This window comes from Streptomyces capparidis (assembly GCF_054782095.1).
In genome coordinates, this window is sequence record NZ_BAAGTD010000002.1 from 202,707 (window position 1) to 219,224 (window position 16,518).

Annotated in this window: 14 protein-coding genes; 8 read left to right on the top strand and 6 right to left on the bottom strand. The window is 75.7% G+C overall.

Annotation, left to right across the window (positions count from 1 at the left end; genetic code table 11):
* The first annotated feature begins 20 nt into the window (after positions 1-20).
* Positions 21-905 carry a helix-turn-helix domain-containing protein gene (locus ACYVO2_RS02970; RefSeq protein ID WP_461005942.1) on the top strand — a complete coding sequence of 295 codons (885 nt, stop codon included), beginning with the start codon at positions 21-23 and terminating at the stop codon, positions 903-905.
* A 9-nt stretch (positions 906-914) separates the two neighbouring features.
* Here the strand turns inward: ACYVO2_RS02970 and ACYVO2_RS02975 are convergent, their stop codons facing one another.
* Positions 915-1,736 (bottom strand): SDR family oxidoreductase, encoded by an 822-nt coding sequence (locus ACYVO2_RS02975; RefSeq protein WP_461005943.1) that lies wholly within the window; start codon positions 1,734-1,736, stop codon positions 915-917.
* Positions 1,737-1,967: 231 nt separating this feature from the next.
* Here ACYVO2_RS02975 and ACYVO2_RS02980 point away from each other — a divergent pair, with 231 nt between their 5' ends.
* Together ACYVO2_RS02980 and ACYVO2_RS02985 are read left to right on the top strand one after the other, a co-directional pair.
* Positions 1,968-2,300, top strand: a complete 333-nt coding sequence (locus tag ACYVO2_RS02980) for a winged helix-turn-helix transcriptional regulator (protein ID WP_461006032.1) — start codon at positions 1,968-1,970, stop codon at positions 2,298-2,300.
* A gap of 39 nt (positions 2,301-2,339) precedes the next feature.
* Complete coding sequence (locus ACYVO2_RS02985; RefSeq protein ID WP_461005944.1) at positions 2,340-2,558, top strand: hypothetical protein; 219 nt, start codon at positions 2,340-2,342, stop codon at positions 2,556-2,558.
* Positions 2,559-2,583: 25 nt separating this feature from the next.
* On the opposite strand, the gene ACYVO2_RS02990 is transcribed toward ACYVO2_RS02985, so the two are convergent.
* On the bottom strand, positions 2,584-3,606 hold the full coding sequence (locus ACYVO2_RS02990) for an ATP-binding protein (RefSeq protein ID WP_461005945.1): 1,023 nt from the start codon (positions 3,604-3,606) through the stop codon (positions 2,584-2,586).
* 375 nt (positions 3,607-3,981) lie between these two features.
* On the opposite strand from ACYVO2_RS02990, the gene ACYVO2_RS02995 reads away from it, so the two are divergent.
* From ACYVO2_RS02995 to ACYVO2_RS03010, 4 genes are all read left to right on the top strand, one after another.
* Complete coding sequence (locus ACYVO2_RS02995; RefSeq protein ID WP_461005946.1) at positions 3,982-5,388, top strand: helix-turn-helix domain-containing protein; 1,407 nt, start codon at positions 3,982-3,984, stop codon at positions 5,386-5,388.
* Positions 5,389-5,691: 303 nt separating this feature from the next.
* On the top strand, positions 5,692-6,003 hold the full coding sequence (locus tag ACYVO2_RS03000; protein ID WP_461005947.1) for an STAS domain-containing protein: 312 nt from the start codon (positions 5,692-5,694) through the stop codon (positions 6,001-6,003).
* Between the two features lie 21 nt (positions 6,004-6,024).
* A complete protein-coding gene (locus ACYVO2_RS03005) occupies positions 6,025-6,441 on the top strand; it encodes an ATP-binding protein (RefSeq protein ID WP_461005948.1) in 417 nt (138 codons plus the stop codon).
* Between the two features lie 71 nt (positions 6,442-6,512).
* On the top strand, positions 6,513-6,923 hold the full coding sequence (locus ACYVO2_RS03010) for a hypothetical protein (protein WP_461005949.1): 411 nt from the start codon (positions 6,513-6,515) through the stop codon (positions 6,921-6,923).
* Between the two features lie 36 nt (positions 6,924-6,959).
* Here the strand turns inward: ACYVO2_RS03010 and ACYVO2_RS03015 are convergent, their stop codons facing one another.
* Together ACYVO2_RS03015 and ACYVO2_RS03020 are read right to left on the bottom strand one after the other, a co-directional pair.
* Positions 6,960-7,994 (bottom strand): CobW family GTP-binding protein, encoded by a 1,035-nt coding sequence (locus ACYVO2_RS03015; RefSeq protein WP_461005950.1) that lies wholly within the window; start codon positions 7,992-7,994, stop codon positions 6,960-6,962.
* A gap of 574 nt (positions 7,995-8,568) precedes the next feature.
* Positions 8,569-11,742 carry an AfsR/SARP family transcriptional regulator gene (locus ACYVO2_RS03020; RefSeq protein ID WP_461005951.1) on the bottom strand — a complete coding sequence of 1,058 codons (3,174 nt, stop codon included), beginning with the start codon at positions 11,740-11,742 and terminating at the stop codon, positions 8,569-8,571.
* Between the two features lie 186 nt (positions 11,743-11,928).
* On the opposite strand from ACYVO2_RS03020, the gene ACYVO2_RS03025 reads away from it, so the two are divergent.
* Entirely contained in the window at positions 11,929-14,355 is a 2,427-nt protein-coding gene (locus ACYVO2_RS03025) for an ATP-binding protein (RefSeq protein ID WP_461005952.1), read from the top strand.
* 15 nt (positions 14,356-14,370) lie between these two features.
* On the opposite strand, the gene ACYVO2_RS03030 is transcribed toward ACYVO2_RS03025, so the two are convergent.
* A complete protein-coding gene (locus tag ACYVO2_RS03030) occupies positions 14,371-15,021 on the bottom strand; it encodes a hypothetical protein (protein ID WP_461005953.1) in 651 nt (216 codons plus the stop codon).
* Positions 15,018-16,436 carry a hypothetical protein gene (locus ACYVO2_RS03035; protein WP_461005954.1) on the bottom strand — a complete coding sequence of 473 codons (1,419 nt, stop codon included), beginning with the start codon at positions 16,434-16,436 and terminating at the stop codon, positions 15,018-15,020. Before ACYVO2_RS03035 ends, ACYVO2_RS03030 begins: the two co-directional genes overlap by 4 nt.
* Positions 16,437-16,518: the final 82 nt, after the last annotated feature.

Below are 16,518 nucleotides of genomic sequence, written 5' to 3' on the forward strand. Positions count from 1 at the left end.
GGCCACGCATACTTGATCCCATGGACGGTGGCGACGGGATCGGTGACCCCCGCAGGGCGCTCGGCGAGTTCCTGCGCGCCCGCCGCGGGCGGGTCGCGCCGGAGCGCGTCGGGCTCTCCGGGGGCGGGCGGCGGCGGGTGCGCGGGCTGCGCCGGGAGGAGCTGGCGCAGCTCGCCGGGATCAGCGTGGACTACTACGTGCGTCTGGAGCAGGGCCGGGCCACCCAGCCGTCCCCCGAGGTGCTCGACGCGCTCGCCAGGGCGCTGGGCCTGGACGCGGCGGAGCGCGGCCACCTCGCCACCCTCGCCGCCGCCCGGCCCCGCCCCGTCCCCACGGCCAGGGTCAGCCCCCTGCTCCGGCGGCTGCTGGACGGCATGGAGCGCTTCCCCGCGTTCGCGACGGACCACAGGCTGGACGTGGTGGCGTGGAACGCCCTGGGCGCCGAGCTGCTCGGCGGCCTCGACGACCCGGCCCGCCGGGACCGGAACAACGCCAGGTACCTCTTCCTGGACCCCGCGTCCCGGGACGTCTTCCCCGACTGGGAGCCCAGGGCGCAGGAGGCCGTGGGCCAGTTGCGGGTCTCCGCGGGGCGCTACCCGGACGACGCGGGGCTGGCCGCGCTGATCGCCGAGCTGTCCGGCGGCAGCCCCGAGTTCCGGCGGATCTGGGACACCGGCGAGGTGGTGATGTGCGCGGCGGGGCGCAAGCGGATGTGGCACCCGGTGGCCGGGCGGCTCACGCTGGACTACGAGACCCTGCACGTGCCGGCCACGCCCGGGGAGACCGGGCTGGTGCTGCACGTGTTCAGCGCGGAGGACGGCAGCGGGGACGCCGCGGCGCTGGCCAGGCTGGCCGAAGCGGTGGGCGGGGCCGGTGGGCGGGTGGCCGCGGCGGCGGTGACGTGAGGGCCGCGGTCACCTGAACGCGTCCGCGTTGCGGGCCGCCCACTCGGCGAAGGCGCGGGGGCGGCGGCCGAGCAGCCGCTCCGCGGTGGGGTCCACCCGCTGCTCCTCGGCGGTGGGGCTGCCCAGGATGGACAGGGTGGCGTCCGCGACGGGCGGGGGCATGAACGTCAGCAGGTCGGCGCGGGCCTCCTGCGGGGTCTGCTCGGTGAAGCGGACGGGTTCGCCCAGCGCGGCGGCGATGGCCGCGGTCTGCTCGCGCGGGGAGACGGGCGCCGGCCCGGTCAGCGTGTAGGTGCGGCCGGTGTGGCCGGGGGTACGCAGGGTGAGGGCGGCGACGTCGGCGATGTCGGCCGGGTCGATGGTGGGCAGGGCGACGTCGCCGAACGGGGCGGCGACCTCCCGCCGGGCGCGGACCGCGTCGGCCCACAGCAGGGTGTTGGAGTGGAAGCCCCCGGGGCGCAGCATGGTCCACTCCAGGCCGGAGCGCAGGACCTCGTCCTCGAAAGCGGGCGGGTGGCGGTGGGTGCCCACGCCCTGGGAGGACATCAGGACGACGCGCCGCACCCCGGCGGAGCGGGCGGCGGCCAGCACGGCCCCGGCGTGGGCGGGGTCGGCCAGCAGGGCGCCGGTGAACAGCAGGAACAGGGCTTCGGCCCCGTCGAGCGCGGGCTTGAGGCCCTCGGGCTCCGCCAGGTCGGCGCGCAGGTGGCGCACGCCGTCCGGCGGGGTCCACGGGCCGCGGGAGACCGTCGTCACCCGCTCGCCCGCCCCGGCCAGGGCCCGCACCAGCGGCCGCCCCACGTTGCCCGTCGCTCCCGTCACCACGATCATGGTCGATTCCTCTCGGTTCTCCCCGATGGACGACCTCGGCGCACGTCCCGGGGGACGTTCTCGGCGGGCGTCCCCGGTGGACGTTCTCGGTGGACGGGAAGGACGCTACCTTCGTGGGGATAGTAGGTACCTAGGGGAAAGTACTGGCGGGAAGGGGCTGTTGTGGTGGAGGACACAGGGTGGGGAGGCGACGATCCCGAGCTGGCCTGCCCGATCGCGCCGGTGGTGGACATGGTCTTCAGCCGGTGGACGACCCCGATCCTGTGGGCGCTCCACACCCACGGGCGGCAGCGGTTCGTGGAGCTGGAGCGCCGCATCGGCTCCATCACGCCCAAGGTGCTGACCCAGCGGCTGCGGCAGCTCGAACGCGACGGCCTGGTGGTGCGCACCTACCACCCCGAGGTGCCGCCGCGGGTGGAGTACGAGATCAGCGAGCTGGGGCGCAGCCTGGCGCCGCTGTTCGCCTCGCTGGCCGAGTGGTCCGCCGCGCACCTGGACGAGGTGGGGCGGTCCCGGGAGGAGTACGACGCGGGGGAGCGGCTGCCGGCGCGGCGGGGGACCTGACGCACCACGGGGTCCCGGGACGGGCCCTAGGCTCCCGGCATGGGACAGGCACAGGGGTTCGAGTACGCGCGGCGGGCCGACGGCAGTGTGGTCGTCACGCATCACGGCCGGCAGGCGGCGGTGCTGCGGGGCGGCCGGGCGGAACGGTTCCTCGGCGAGGTGGCCGCGGGGGACGCGCAGGTGGTGATGGCCCGTTGGACGGGGGCGTACAAGCGGGGGAACGAGCGGGCGGCGCGCGGCCACCCCCGGAACCGCTGACCGGCGACCCCGCGGGCGCCGGGGTTCAGTGGCGGGCCGGAGCGCCCATCGGGGCGGTGAGCGGGCCGGACAGCAGCGGGTGCGGGATCGTCACCGAGGCGCGCACCCCGCCGTAGGTGGACGGGGTGGCCAGGGTGACGGCGAAGCCGTAGGCGCGGGCGAGCCGGCCCACCGCGGGCAGGCCGAGCTGGGGGCGGGGGCCGGTCAGGCAGGGCAGCGGCAGGGGGTCGGGGCCGGCGAGTCGGGCGCGGGCCTCGTGCAGGTCGCGGGGGGACAGGCCGGGCCCGGCGTCGTCCACCTCGATCAGGGCGCTGTCCTGGACGGTGGTGACGGTGACCACCACGCCCCGGTCGGCGGGGGAGTAGCGGGTGGCGTTGTCCAGCAGCTCGGCGACGGCGTGGACCAGCGGCTCCGCGGCCCCCGGCGCAGCGGCGAGCGCGGCACCCCGGGAGAGGTCGCCGTGGATCTGGACGCGCTGGTAGTGCGGGATGCGGGACTGGGCGCCGCGGACGATGTCGAGCAGCGGCACCGGGCCGCCCACCCGCGGCTGCGGCAGGGTGCCGCCGAGGACGAGCAGCTTCTCGGCGCGGTGCGCGAGCTGGGTGGCGGCGTGGTCGGCCCGCATCAGGCCGTCGAGGGTCTCGGGGTCGTCGTGGGAGCGCTGCATCCGGTCCAGGCCGCGCTGCTGGTCCAGGGCGAGGGAGCGCAGGTCGTCCGCCACGGCGAGGAACGCCGAGCGCTCGGCCTCCCGCAGCTCCCGCTCGCGGGCCGTGGACTCCTCGGCCGCCGCCGCCGCGGCCCGGCCGCCGCGCTCGGCGTCGGCGCGCAGCCGCAGCGCCAGCCGCCGCTGGAGGACGGCGGCGGCGAACAGCACCACGTTGCCCGCGAGGGCCACCGCCGCCAACCGCGCCAGGCCCGCCGGTTCCCGCGGCTCCGGCAGGAGGGCGAGCCCGGCCGCCCCCAGCGCCGCCGCCACGCAGGCGCCGGTCCACCACAGCGCGGGTCCTGGGCGGGAGGAGCGGGAGCGGGAAGGGGCGGGGGTGGCCATGTGTGGAGTCCTCAGGAAAAGGGGGAGGGCGGCGCGCGTCAGACGCCGGCGCCGTGGAGGGGACGGGACAGGGCGGGTGTCGGCCCGCCGCCGCGATGTGTCATCAACCGTCCCGTGAACCGTCGAGGGGTCAGCGCCGTGTGAACCGTCGCACGGCGGGCGCGCCCGGCGGCGCGGCTCGCGGACGGCCTTCGTGTCGGGGCGAAGGGGCGCGGGGCCGCGGCGGCGCGCGGTACTGCCGGGCGACAGCGAACCACGGGTCGGCGCCGCGGGTGAAGTCCACGGGGGGCACGCGGCACGATCAAGGGCCCACAAGGGGTTCGCGGGGGTTCATCGTCACAATTCCAGGCCGATTTCGCCGATTACAGTCCGGCCATGACATCCAACGGGGCAGACGATCCAGGGGAGTTCACGGCGGCGGAGGGGAACACCCTGCTCATCGCGGCCATGAACCAGGCCGGCCTGTCGAACAAGGGCCTGGCGCAGCGGATACGCCGGCTGGGTGCGCAGCGCGGACTGGACCTGAAATGTACCCACACCACCGTCAAGCGGTGGCGGTCGGGTTCGCCGACACGCGCCGTGCCTCCCGAGATCATCGCGGAGGTGCTGACGATGGCGTCGGGACAGGTGCTCTCCCCCGCGGACATAGGGATGGCCTCATCGGGGCACAGCGTGGACCCGCACGTCGGGATGGAGGGCCCGACGCTGCCCATCGCCGCCGTGCACGCCGCCGCCACCCTGTGGGGGACGGAGTACGACCCGCACGGGCCGCGCCTGCCACCGGTGCCCGCGGCTTCGCTCGCCGGTCCCGTGCTGCGCTGGCTGGTGGCCTCGCCGTCCACGCCGCCGAAGTACTACGGGCACGGGCCCCGGGTGGGCAACGCGGACGTGGCCAGGGTGCGGGCGGCCAGCGCGGTGCACTCGGCGCTGGCGAACCGGTTCGGCGGCGGGGCGGTGCGCACCGCGGTGACCAACTTCCTGCGCTCGGAGCTGCTGCCGCTGCTGCACGGCAGGTACGGGGCCGCGGTGGGCCGCTCCCTGTTCGCCGCGGGCGCCACGGCGGCCCTGCGCAGCGGGCACATCGCCTACGACATCGGCCAGCACGGCCTGGCCCGCCGCCATCTGCTGCTCGGGGTGACGCTGGCGCACCACGCGGACGACCGGCCGCTGGCGGCGCGCATCCTGGGGGTGCTGGCCCACCAGGCGGTGTTCCTCGGCGACTACCGGGAGGCGCTGGACATCGTCCACGCCGCGCTCCAGAAGGGCGCGTCGGTGACGACGCCCGCGGGCCGCGCCGTGCTGTACGCCATGGAGGCGCGGGCGCACGCGGCGCTCGGCGACGTGCGCGCCACCAACACGGCGCTCGCGCAGGCGGAACGCCACTTCGAGGCGGTGCGGCCCACCGAGGAACCGGAGTGGCTGGCGTACTTCGACGCGGGCGAGCTCGCCGACGAGTTCGGGCACTGCCTGGTGGCGCTCGGGCGCGGCCGGGAGGCGCGCCGGTACGCGGCGGCCGCGCTGTCGTGCCGCACCTCCAAATACGCGCGCAGCGCGGTGTTCACCCGGTTCACCCTGGCCAACGCCTATCTGCTGGACCGTGAGGTGGAGCGGTCCTGCGAGGTGGCGCTCCAGGCGCTGCCCGGCGTGGTGGACATCCAGTCGCAGCGGGTGCGGGCCTACCTCAAGGACTTCCGCGCCAGGTTGAAGCCGTACCAGAAGATCGGGGCGGTCAAGGCCCTGGAGCACCGGGTGGCGACGGCCTTAGCCCGCGAGGCCAACTAGCCCTCCGCCCGGCGCCGCAGCGGGCCGCGGGCGGCCGGGGCCACCGCGGCCGGGCCGGCGCGCCAGGCCGCGCACGCGGGGGCGTACCCGGGGCTACGGCAGGAGCGGCAGGCGCCTCGCCCCGCCGGGCGAGGCGGCCCGGGCGGAGGCCGCACGGGTTACCGCGATCCGTCAAGGCGGGGTGGCACGAGCGGGATCGGTGTGTGACGGTGGAGACGGGCGCTCTCGCGCTCCGTGGTCGCTCCGGCACCGCGGGCGACATCCCCGAAAGCCCTCACCCGCGACACACAAGGGGTCAGCGTCGTGCGTTCCCTGCCGGTCGTCGTCCGCAACGACGGCTCCACCGTGGTCCTCCAGCCCCATGGTGAGGTCGACCACGACTCCGTGCCCGCCCTGCGCGCCGCGGTGGCGGGCATGCCGGAGCCGCTGCCGCCGCTCGCCATCGACATGTCCCGGGTCCCGTTCATGGACTCGGCCGGGATCCACGCCCTGATCGACATCCGGCGGCGCTGTCTGGCCTCCGGCGGCGGGCTGACCGTGGTGGGCCTGCGGGCGCAGCCCGCCCGCCTGGTGCGGCTCGTGGGGCTCGACGCCTTCCTGAACGCCGGGGATTAGGCGGCGAGAGGACCCGGGGCGGTGGGACGGCACAGGACCGGTGGGGGATGGCCCGTCCGTGTCCGGGTGGAGTTCGAGGGCGGCCGGGGCACCATCGCCGCCGCCCGCGAGGCCGCCGCGGCGTACGCCCTCGCGCTGGCGGCCGACACCCCGGCCAGGGCGCCCGGCGCCCGCGACAACCTGCTGCTCGTGGTCTCCGAACTGGTCACCAACGCGGTCCGGCACGCGCCGGGGCCGTGCGTGCTGCACCTGTCGCACAGCAGGGCCGGGGTGCGGGTCGTCGTCAGCGACACCAGCCGCACCCTGCCCCGGGTCCGCGAGGCCGACCCGGCCGGCGGGGGCGGCCTCGGCTGGCCGCTGGTGCGGCTCCTGGCCCGGAGGGCGGGGGCGGTGCCGCGCCCGGACGGCAAGGACGTGCACGCGGTGGTGCCGTGGTAAGGGCCGCGGCGGGGCCGGGCGGCGCGGCAGCGGAATTGGCGGTGCGCGCGCCCTTCGGGCACTCTGGCGCCATGCGCTTCCCACTCCGCGTCACCGTCGCCGCCGCGGCCGCCCTGCTGGCCCTCGGCGCCTGCGGTTCCGACTCCGGCGGGGACTCGGCGGACGACCGGGTCCCCGCGAGCGACAGCCAGTCGCCGACCCCCGACGGGCAGTCCGCGCCCGCGCCGAGCCCCGACGCCGCCCAGACGCGGGCGCTGGTGACGGCGCTGAAGGCGATCGCCCCCGAGCTCGCCGCCGACGAGGGCGACGTGGTGCGCGGCAGCGTCACCGCCTGCGAGGCGCTGGCGGCCGGGGTGCCGCGGGAGACCGTGGTGGACCAGACCGCGGCCGGGTTCGGCGAGGGCGCGCGGGGCGGCGAGGTGGACCGGGCCACGGCGGACCGGATCGTGGCGGCCGTGGAGACGGCGTTCTGCAAGGTGTGACCCGCCCGCGGGCGTCGCGCCCGGCCGGGGAGGCGCTCACGACGGTTCGAGATGGCGCAGCACCGGCATCAGCTCCTGCGGGTCGAGGCCGCCGGGCTCGTCCACCGCGCACTCCCGCAGCGCCTTGAGCAGCGTGTCCGCGTCCAGGCCGGTGCCGATCATCACCAGGCGGCTGGTCCTCGGCTCGTCCCGCTGCCAGCGGGACCGCCGGAACCGCACGTACCCGCCCACGGTGTGCAGGGTGAACTTCTGCCCCGACCGGCCCCTGACCCCGAAGCGCAGGAAGCCCTTCGCCCGGTAAAGGCCGGCGGGGCGGCCGTCGAGCACCTCCATGAACCGGCGCGGGTGCAGCGGCGCATCGCTGGTGAACTCCACGCTCTGGTAGCCGGCGTGGACGTGGGCGCCGTGGTCGTCGTCCGCCGCGGTGAGCGCGTCGAACGACAACTGCTCGGCCCGGGACGACCCCGCGGGGCGGGACCGCCGGTCGAACAGCAGCTCGGGGTCCACCCGGCCGTAGGAGACGCTGACCACCGGGGACCCCTCCCCGAGCCGCCGCACCTCCTCGCGGACCCGCCGCGCCCCGGCCTCGTCCAGCCGGTCGGCCTTGTTGACGACGATCAGGTCGGCGAGCCGCAACTGCCGGTCCAGGTTCGGGTGCCCGGCCCGGGACGCGCCGAACTCCGCGCCGTCCACCACCTGCACCAGACCGCCGTAGGCGACGCGGGGGTTACCGCTGGCGAGCACCATCCGGATCACCTCCTGCGGCTCGGCGAGCCCGCTCGCCTCGATCACGATGACGTCGATCCCGGCCTGGGGGCGGGTGAGGCGGGTGAGCATCTCGTCGAGGTCGCTGGTGTCCACGGCGCAGCACAGGCACCCGTTGCCCAGCGAGATCATGGAATCGACCTGCCCGGCGACGCTGAGCGCGTCGATGTTGATCCGCCCGAAGTCGTTGACCACGACGCCGATCCGGACGCCGCCGCTGTGCCGCAGCAGGTGGTTGAGCACGGTGGTCTTCCCCGCGCCGAGGAACCCGCTCAGCACGGTTACCGGCACTCGATTCCTTGGCATCGGCTGGCCTCCTTGCACGTGTCGGACTCGCGGCATGACGGCGTGCGGCTGGTGGGACGAGGTGGTCCCCCAAGGCCGCGTCCGGCACGTTACCCGGCGCAGCGTCCGCCGAGGGCCGACCGGGTTCGAGCCGGCCCTCGGTGGGGCTGCGGTGCGCTGCCGGGATGTTCGTGCTGACTGCCCACGGCGTCCACCCCTCACATGGGGAGTGGACGCCGTGGGATTCGCGCCTGACCCGTCGGGAGTCAGTCCAGCAGCCCGGCGCTTTCGCTGGTGGGGATGCATATCCAGCTCTCCACGGGGTGCCCGGTGGGGCTCGCGCCCGGGCTGGTGGCCGGAGCCGCCGGGGGGTGGTGAGGGCGCGGCTCCGCTGCGAAAGCGGTTGGCGCGAGAAGGGTCGTTCCGAAGATGGCGGCACCCACCAGGACCACCGCCGACGCACTGTACCTCAAGGTCACAATTCCGCCCTATGTACGAGCTTTCGGTGAAGCCTGGCCAGGCGGTATTGATCATATGTGCGAGAGCGCCCTAGATCAAATCGAGCATAGGAGCGAGCAAGCGTCCGACAGGGTCTTTATGTTTGCGATTCTCCCTTGATATGATCGAAACTGATCAGCTTCTGGTGAATTTTGCTTGCTGTGGTGCCGTCAAGCCCTCGCAGCATGTCGAACGCCTGTTGCCATAACTCGTAGGCCTTCTCCGACTGACCCGACTGAAGCTGTATCCCGGCAAGTGCGTCGCGGGCCCTGCCGCCCTCGTCCATGGCCTGGATTCGGTCGGCCAGAGTGACGGCCCCCTCCAAGTGCTCGGTCGCTATGTACAGGCGGCCGAGACTGGCCTCGGCTTCTCCGAGGTGTCGAAGTGACTGCGCCTCTTCGTGCGCCGCACCAATGGCCCGGGAGAGCTCCAGGGCGCTCTGGTGGTGAGCGAGGGCCTCCTCGGCGCAACCAGCGCCCTGGTAGGCAACCCCTATGCGATTCAATGCGTTCGCCTGCTGCTTGCGGTCTCCGAGGCGCCGCAGAATGAACAGCGCCTCCCGTGCGATGTCGAGCGCCGAAGTGGTTTCACCGCACGCGGAGAGGATGTCCACCAGGTTCAACTGGGTGATGGCTTGGTCCGACACATTTCCTGACTTCTTGGTCAGGGACAGCGAGTCCTCGAAGGTCCGGCGCGCGGAGGCGAGTTCTCCCGTGCGGAGGTAGAGGTCTCCCAGGTTGTTCAACGTTCTACCGACTCCGAGTTGGTGTCCGGTCTGCTGGAACTCGGCGAGCGCGCGGTTGAAGTAAGCGAGCGCGTTCTCATAGTCACCCAGGTGCAGCAATGAGATGGCGATGTTGTTGTGGCAGCTTGCCACGCCCAGGGGTTCTCCCGCCTCCTCTTGCAATCTCAGGCCTGCACGGTGGAAGGCGAGGGCCGTTTGGTGCTGGCCGAGGTGGTAGTGCAGCACCCCGAGCCCCCGCAGCGCCTCTGCCTCTGCTGCCGTGTTGCCGTCCCCGCGTGCCAGTTCGAGGGCTCGGAAGCCCGCATCCGTGGCTTCGGCGTAGCGACTCGTGCTTGTGTGGCTGTTACTCAGGTCCAGCAAGGCGAGGCACAAGGCCGTTCGGTCGTCGCTTCCCGTCCAGTGATCCACCGCGTGGCGGCTGAGCCGCTCCGCGTCGCTCCAGTGACACTCTGCCTCCAGAAAGCCCATCAGCAAGTGGCTGAGGACGGCGGCCCGTTCAGGGGCGCCATGAGTGCGCGCGTGGGACTCCACGGCGAGCAGGGTGGAGCGCTCCATGGCGAACCAACCTCTTGCCTCGTCGGCATTTCTCCACAGGGGCAGCGGAGGAGCTGGAACGGCGTGGTGCACCTCCAGCCGCAGGCGCCGGGGGAAAAGCGCACGGTCGGCTTGGTCCGCGGCACACACGTAGAAGTCGATCAGTCGGCGCAGGGCGAGGGCGCGTTCCTCCTCGTCGTCCTCGGACAGAGCCAGCGAGCGTGCGAACTCACCCAGGAGATCGTGAAATTTGAAGCGGTGAGCGGTGGGCTCCTGGATCAGGTGCCGGTGGTGCAGTTCCTCGAGAAGCCGCTCCGTCCGCTCCAGAGGAATGCCCAGCAGCGCGGTCGCGGCATACGGTCCGAACTCGGCACCGAAGTGGAGCCCGAGCCGCCGGAACGCGGTTCTCTGATCACGCGTCAGCGCCTGGTAGCTGACCTCGAAGACGCGGGCGATCTCGCGGTTGCCGTCCCTGATCTCGCCGAGCCGCCCCGGGCTGCGTTCCAGCCGCTCCCTCAGTGTTGCCAGGTCCCAGGACGGGTGGGCGTCGAAGCGGGCGGCAGCCATCTCGACGGCGAGCGGGAGGTAGCCGCACAGGCGGACCACGCGTGCCAGCTCGTCGGTGTCCCGGGTGCGCTCCGGGCTGGTGAGGCCCCGGAACAGCGCCATGGCGTCGGCGGGCGGCAGCACGTCCAGCGCCACGGAGCGGACGCCCGGCAGCCCGGTGAGCCGCCGCCGGCTGGTGATGATGGTCAGGGACGGGGAGGGGCCGGGCAGCAGCGGGCGGACCTGCTCCGGGTCGGCCGCGTCGTCCAGGACGACGACGGCGCGCCGGCGGGCCAGCATCGTGCGCCACAGGGCGGCGCGCTCCTCGACGGTGGAGGGCACCGTGTTGGCCGGTACGCCGAGGTCCCGCAGGAGGATGCCGAGCGCCGCGGACGGGCTCAGCGGCTCCTGGTTGAGGGCGGCCCCGCGCAGATCGAGGTAGAACTGCCCGTCCGGGAAGTGCTCACCGAACCGGTCCGCGGCGCTGACCGCCACCGCCGTCTTGCCCACCCCCGCCATCCCCGAGATCGCCTCCAGGGTGACGACCGAGCCGTGGCCCGCCGCGGTCTCGACGGCGGCGCGCAGGTTGCGCAGTTCCGTCTCGCGGCCGACGAGCGGCGTGTACCTCGGCAGGTTGCGCGGCGGCGGCGCGGTGTCGGGGGCGGTGCCGGCCGCGGCGCCGCCCAGCAGGGTGAGCGCCGGTTCCCGGGCGAGGATGCGGCGGTGCAGCGCGGCCAGTTCCTCGTCCGGGTACGAGCCGAACTCCTCGCGGAGCAGGCGGCGGGTGCGCTGGTAGAGGCGCAGCGCCTCGGCGTGCCGCCCGCAGCCGTGGTAGGCGACCATCAGGTGGCCCACCAGCGTCTCGTCCTCGGGGCGCAGGTCCACCAGCGCGGACAGCTCGCCGGTGAGCTCGGCGAAGTGGCCGAGCCGCAGCCGGGCGGCGACGCGGGCCGAGGTGGCGGCGATCCGCTTCTCGTCCAGGCTCTCGCGGGTGGACTCGGCCCAGCGGCCGGGCAGGCCCGCCAGGGCCTCGCCCTGCCACAGCTCCTCCGCCTCCGTCAGCAGCGCGGCGGCCCGTACGTCGTCGCCGCTGTCCGCGAGGGCGCCGGCCTGGGCGGTGAGGCGCTGGAAGCGGTGCAGGTCGATGCTGTCCGGGTCGGCCGTGAGCCGGTAGGTGTGGCTCTGGTGGGTGAGGGACCAACTGCCCTCCCCGGGGGCGGCGAGGCGGAGCACCCCGCGGATGCGGGAGATGTAGGAGTGGACGTTGGCCCGCGCACCCGCGGGCGCGCGGTCGTCCCACAACCGGTCCACCAGGGTGTCCCGCGCGACGGGGCGGCCCACGTCGAGGGCCAGCGCGGCCAGGACCAGGCGTTCCTTGTTGGACCGCAGGGGGAACCGCCGCCCGTGCCCGTGCAGCTCCACCGGCCCCAGCAAGTGGATCAGCACCAGCGCCCCCTCTCGCCGGTCATCCCTCGCCCCGAGTGAGGATGACACGCCGACTGACGCTCCGCCAGACGGGCGGAGGCGGCTTCCCGCCGACCGGCGGGCCGCGGCGTGTCCGCGGCCGCCGCTGGGTAGGCATGCACCGGTGTACAGCCACGGCGGGCGACTGCGGGGGCGGGGGGGCGGTGCATGGGGACGGTGACGTTCGCCGAGTTACGCGGGGCGTTCGCGGCGGTGGCGGCGCGGGGCAGCCCGTGGCACGCCTGGTGGGCGCTGGCCGAGCTGGCCGCCGCGCACGCCGTGGAGCGCGGTCCCGAGCTCGGCCGGCTGGCCCGGCACCTGGACGGCACGGCCCCGGGCGAGCCGGTCCCGCACGACGAGCGGCACCTGGACGCGCTCGCCGGTGAGCTGCTCCACCAGGCCCGCGCCCGCCCCTGCCTCGCCGGGGCGCTGCGCGGCTGGGCCGAGCGGCACACGGCGGGCGGGGACCGGGGCGGGCAGGCGAACGTCATCGGCGGCGCGGGGCCGTTCACCGGCCCGGTGGTGCAGGCGCGCGACGTGGTGGGCGGAGTCCATGTGCACGCGCCGCCGCCGGACCGTCCGCCGGTGCCCCGTCAGCTCCCGCCCGTCACCGGCCACTTCACCGGCCGGGAGCCGGACCTTGCGGCCCTGGACCGGCTGCGCGCCGCCCGCCCGGACGCGGCGCCCCTGGTCGTGGTGCTGAGCGGCACCGCGGGGGTCGGCAAGACGGCGTTGGCGGCCCGCTGGGTGCACACCGTCGCGGACGACCACCCCGACGGGGTGCTCTACGCCGACCTGCGCGGCTACGCGCCCGGCGGCCCGGTCGCCCCGCAGGAGGCGCTGGGCCGGTTCCTGCGCGCGCTCGGCGCCGCCGCCGTGCCCGCCGACCCGGCGGAACTCGGGGCGCTGTGGCGCTCGGCGACCGCGGGCCGCCGCGTCGCCGTCGTGCTCGACAACGTCCTGTCCGCCGCGCAGGCCCGCCCGCTGCTGCCGGGCTCGGCGGGCGCGCTGGCCGTGGTGATCAGCCGCCACCGGTTGACCGGGCTGCGGATGGACGGCGCGGTGTTCCACCGGGTCGGGCCGCTGGACGGGCAGGCCGGCCTGGAGCTGCTGCGCCGGGGCATCGGGCCGGAGCGGGTCGAGGCCGACGAGGAGGCGGCGCGGGAGGTGGTGGCGCTGTGCGCGGGCCTGCCGCTGGCGGTGTGCCTGGTGGCGGCCCGGCTGGCCTCGCGGCCCCGGCAGCCGGTGCGGGCCATGGTGGAGGCGCTCGCCCAGGACCGGCGGCGCCTTTCGGTGCTCAACGTGGAGGGGGAGGCGGCGGTGGACGACGTGCTGGAGGAGTCGTACCGGGTCCTGCCGGACGCGGCGGCGCGCCTGTACCGGCTGCTGGGGGTGCTGCCGGTGGTCTTCTTCGACGCGGGTGTCGCCGCCGCGGCGGCCGGGGTGCCCGCGGAGCGGGCCGAGCCACTGCTGGACACGCTGGTGGAGGCCAACCTGGTGGAGGAGACCGGCCCCGACCGGTACCGGTTCCACGACCTGGTCCGCCTGCACGCGGGGGAGCGGGGGCGCGCGGAGGGGAACGCCGCGGCCGGGCAGGAGGCGCTGCGGCGGGTGTGCGACTGGTACCTGTGCACGGCCGTCACGGCGCAGCTCAGGCTCACCCCGGCGCAGGCCGCCATGGCCCGGGACCTGCCCCGCCCCGCGGTGCCCGGCCCTCCGGTGGCGTTCGGCAGCGACTCCGCGGCGCTGGCGTGGCTGGACGCCCACCGGGAGAACCTCATGGCGGTGGTGCGCGCCGCCTCCGGGCGCGGGTGGGACGAGACGGCCTGGCGGCTGGTGGACGCCATGTGGCCGCTGTTCCTGCGGCTGCGGTACTACGAGGACTGGATCGAGGCGCACGAGATCGGGCTGCGCGCCGCCCGCGGGGCGGGGCACCGGGCGGCCGAGCGGCAGATGCTCAACTCCGGGGCGATCGGGCTGAGCGCGGCTGGCCGCTTGGACGAGGCGATCGACTGGTACGGCCGGTCCCGCCGGGCGGCCCGGGAGGCGGGCGACGCCCGCGACGAGGGCCAGGCCCTGCTCGGCCTGGGCGACTGCCACCGCGAGGCGGGGCGCTGGGCGGAGGCCGTGCCGTACCTGGAGCGGGCCGTCGCGCTGTGGCGGGAGTGCGGCTACCCGCGCGGCGCGGCCCTGGCCCGCGTCGTCCTCGGCCAGGTCGCGCTGGAGACCGCCGACCCCGCCGCCGCGGCGGCCCTCTTCGCGGCGGCCCACGAGGAGCTGGTGGCCGTGGACGACCCGCACGACGCGGCCCGCGCCCTGGCGTTCCTGGGGCGCGCGCGGGCGAGCGCGGGCGCGTACGCGGCGGGCGTGGCCGACCTGGAGCGGGCCCTGGCCGTCTTCACGTCGTCGGGGGCCGTGCACTGGCAGGCCAGGGCGGCGGACATGCTCGGGCAGTGCGCCGAGGAGCACGGCGACGCCGAGGCCGCCCGGCGGTGGTACGAGCGTGCGCTCGCCGGGTACGCCACGACGTCGCCGCAGGACGCGCGCCGGCTCGGGCACCGGCTGGAGGGCCGCGGCGGACCGGCCGGTGCCTGAACGATTCGGCGTGCGTCAGCCGGTGCGCCGCGCCGTCGCGGCGCGGGCGGCGGGCAGCGCGGTCACCGACAGCAGATCGCGGGTGCGGCCGCCCAGGGACAGCCAGCCGTGCAGGAAGGACGCGAGGACGGCCACGGGGACGTGCGACGGCCCTCCTCCGGGTCCTCCTCCGGGCCCTCCGCCGCCTGCCGGCCGCAGCAGGCGGCTGCCGCCCCGCTCCGCCAGCGCCGCCCCGCCGCCGTCCACCGCCACCGCCGCGACCGCGCAGCCGGGGTGACGCTCCAGCAGCCGGCGCGCCAGCTTCAGCGCGGGCAGCGCCGGCCGGGGCCCGCCGATGTGCAGCACGTCGGCGCACTCCGGCCACGGCCGCCCGCGGGCCGCCTCCCCCGCGCGGCCGGCCTCCTCGCGGCCGAGCCCCGCGAGCCCGACCGCGAGGTGCTCGTCGAGGCCGCGGCCCCCGCCGAGCAGCCCGTCCCGCGGGCCGCCCGTCCAGCAGTGCACCAGCGCGAGGTACCCGCCCGTGCGCGCCCGCACCGCGAGCGCGCACGCCGCGAGCCCGGCCGCGCGCGGCCACCCGGCGGCCGCCGCGGCCTCGGCCCGCGCGCACCCGCGCCCCGGCCCGGCGGCCACCAGCTCCACCCGCACCCGCCGCGGCGTGGCGCTCACGCCGGGAGCTCCACGTCGTCCTCCGCCCAGGTGCTCAGCGGCGGCGGCGCGGGCAGCGGCCCGGTCACCGGGGGGTGGGCGGGCTGGCCGAGCCCGAGCACCCGGTACATCAGGCGCCGCATGTTCCGGTGGAACCGCCCCGGCTCGGAGGTGATCCGGGACGCGATGGCGGCGTACTCCTCCCTGCGGTACTCGGCCGCCGCGTACTCCAACTGCGCCGCCAGCGGGTGGACGGGGCACAGCGCGGGCGCCGTCACGGCGAGGGCGGCGGCCGGGGACGCGGGGTTGATCTCCTGCTCCGGCGCCGCGGCGAGGACAATCGGGGCACCGGTCAGCGTCCCGTACAGGGTGACCGACCCGTGGTCGCCGATGATCCGATCCGCCGCCACCAGCACCGGGCGCCAGTCGGCCTCGGGCGGGACGAGCCCGACGCCGTGCCGCCGGAACCTGGCCAGCCAGGCCCGCACCTGCCGGACGCCGTGCCCGGACCAGACGTTGGGGTGGAGCAGCAGTACCACCCGGTACTCCGGCGCGGGCAGTTCGCGGACCAGCCGCGGGAACAGCGCCTCCAGGCGGCCGAACGAGGAGCGCGGCCCCCAGGTGGAGACCATCACGACCAGCTTCTGCCCCTTCCGCAGCCCCAGCGCCCGCCGGTAGTCGCGGCGCAGGGGCAGGGAGGCGGTGATCCGGTCGTGCATCGGGTCGCCGACCACGGCCGCCACGGGCACCGCCTCCGGGCAGCGGCGCGCCAGCTCGGCCAGCTCGTCCCGGTGCGGCAGGACGACGGCGGCCGGCGGGGCGCCGCCGGACAGCAGGATGTCCTGCCTGCCGAGCCCGGCGACGTAGGAGTCCGGCGCGCCCACGATCCGCTTGAGGTAGTTCGCCCCGTGCGGCAGCGTGACGACGGGGGCGCGCACGTCCGCCACATGGCGCGGGCCCGCCGCGAGCGCCAGGTCGAACGCGGTCCGCGTCGCCTGCTCCCACGGCACGACGGCGCCGCCGAGCCGGGACAGGAGCTGCGGGACGCCGTCGCCCAGCTCGTGCGGCGGGGCGCTGAAGACCACCTGGATCCGCAGGTCGGTCTCCAGCAGGGAGAAGACCTCGCGCAGCCGCTTGAGGTAGGTGACGGTGTGCGCGATGACGAGCACCTTCTTGCGGCCCGTCAGGGTGAGCCACTCCCGGGCGTGGGCCGCCCCGGGCCCCGCGGGGCCGCCGGGGCCGGCTAAGACGCCGGGCACGGTGACGGCGCCGGGCCCGCCGCCCGCCCGCGCACCGCCGGCGCCGCCGCGGCCGTCCGCGGCGCCGCAGTCGCCTCCGCCGCTCGCGCCACCGGCGGCGCCGGTGCCACTGGTGTCACTGGTGCCGCTCGTGATACTGATCGGACCGATGGGGTGTGAGGTGTTGATCGCCGACATGCTTCCTCGGAGTTCTCCTAAGAGGCCCTGATACGGGCCGCCCCCTCCTCTCCGCCGGGCGCGGTGGCGCGGGCGGAGAGCT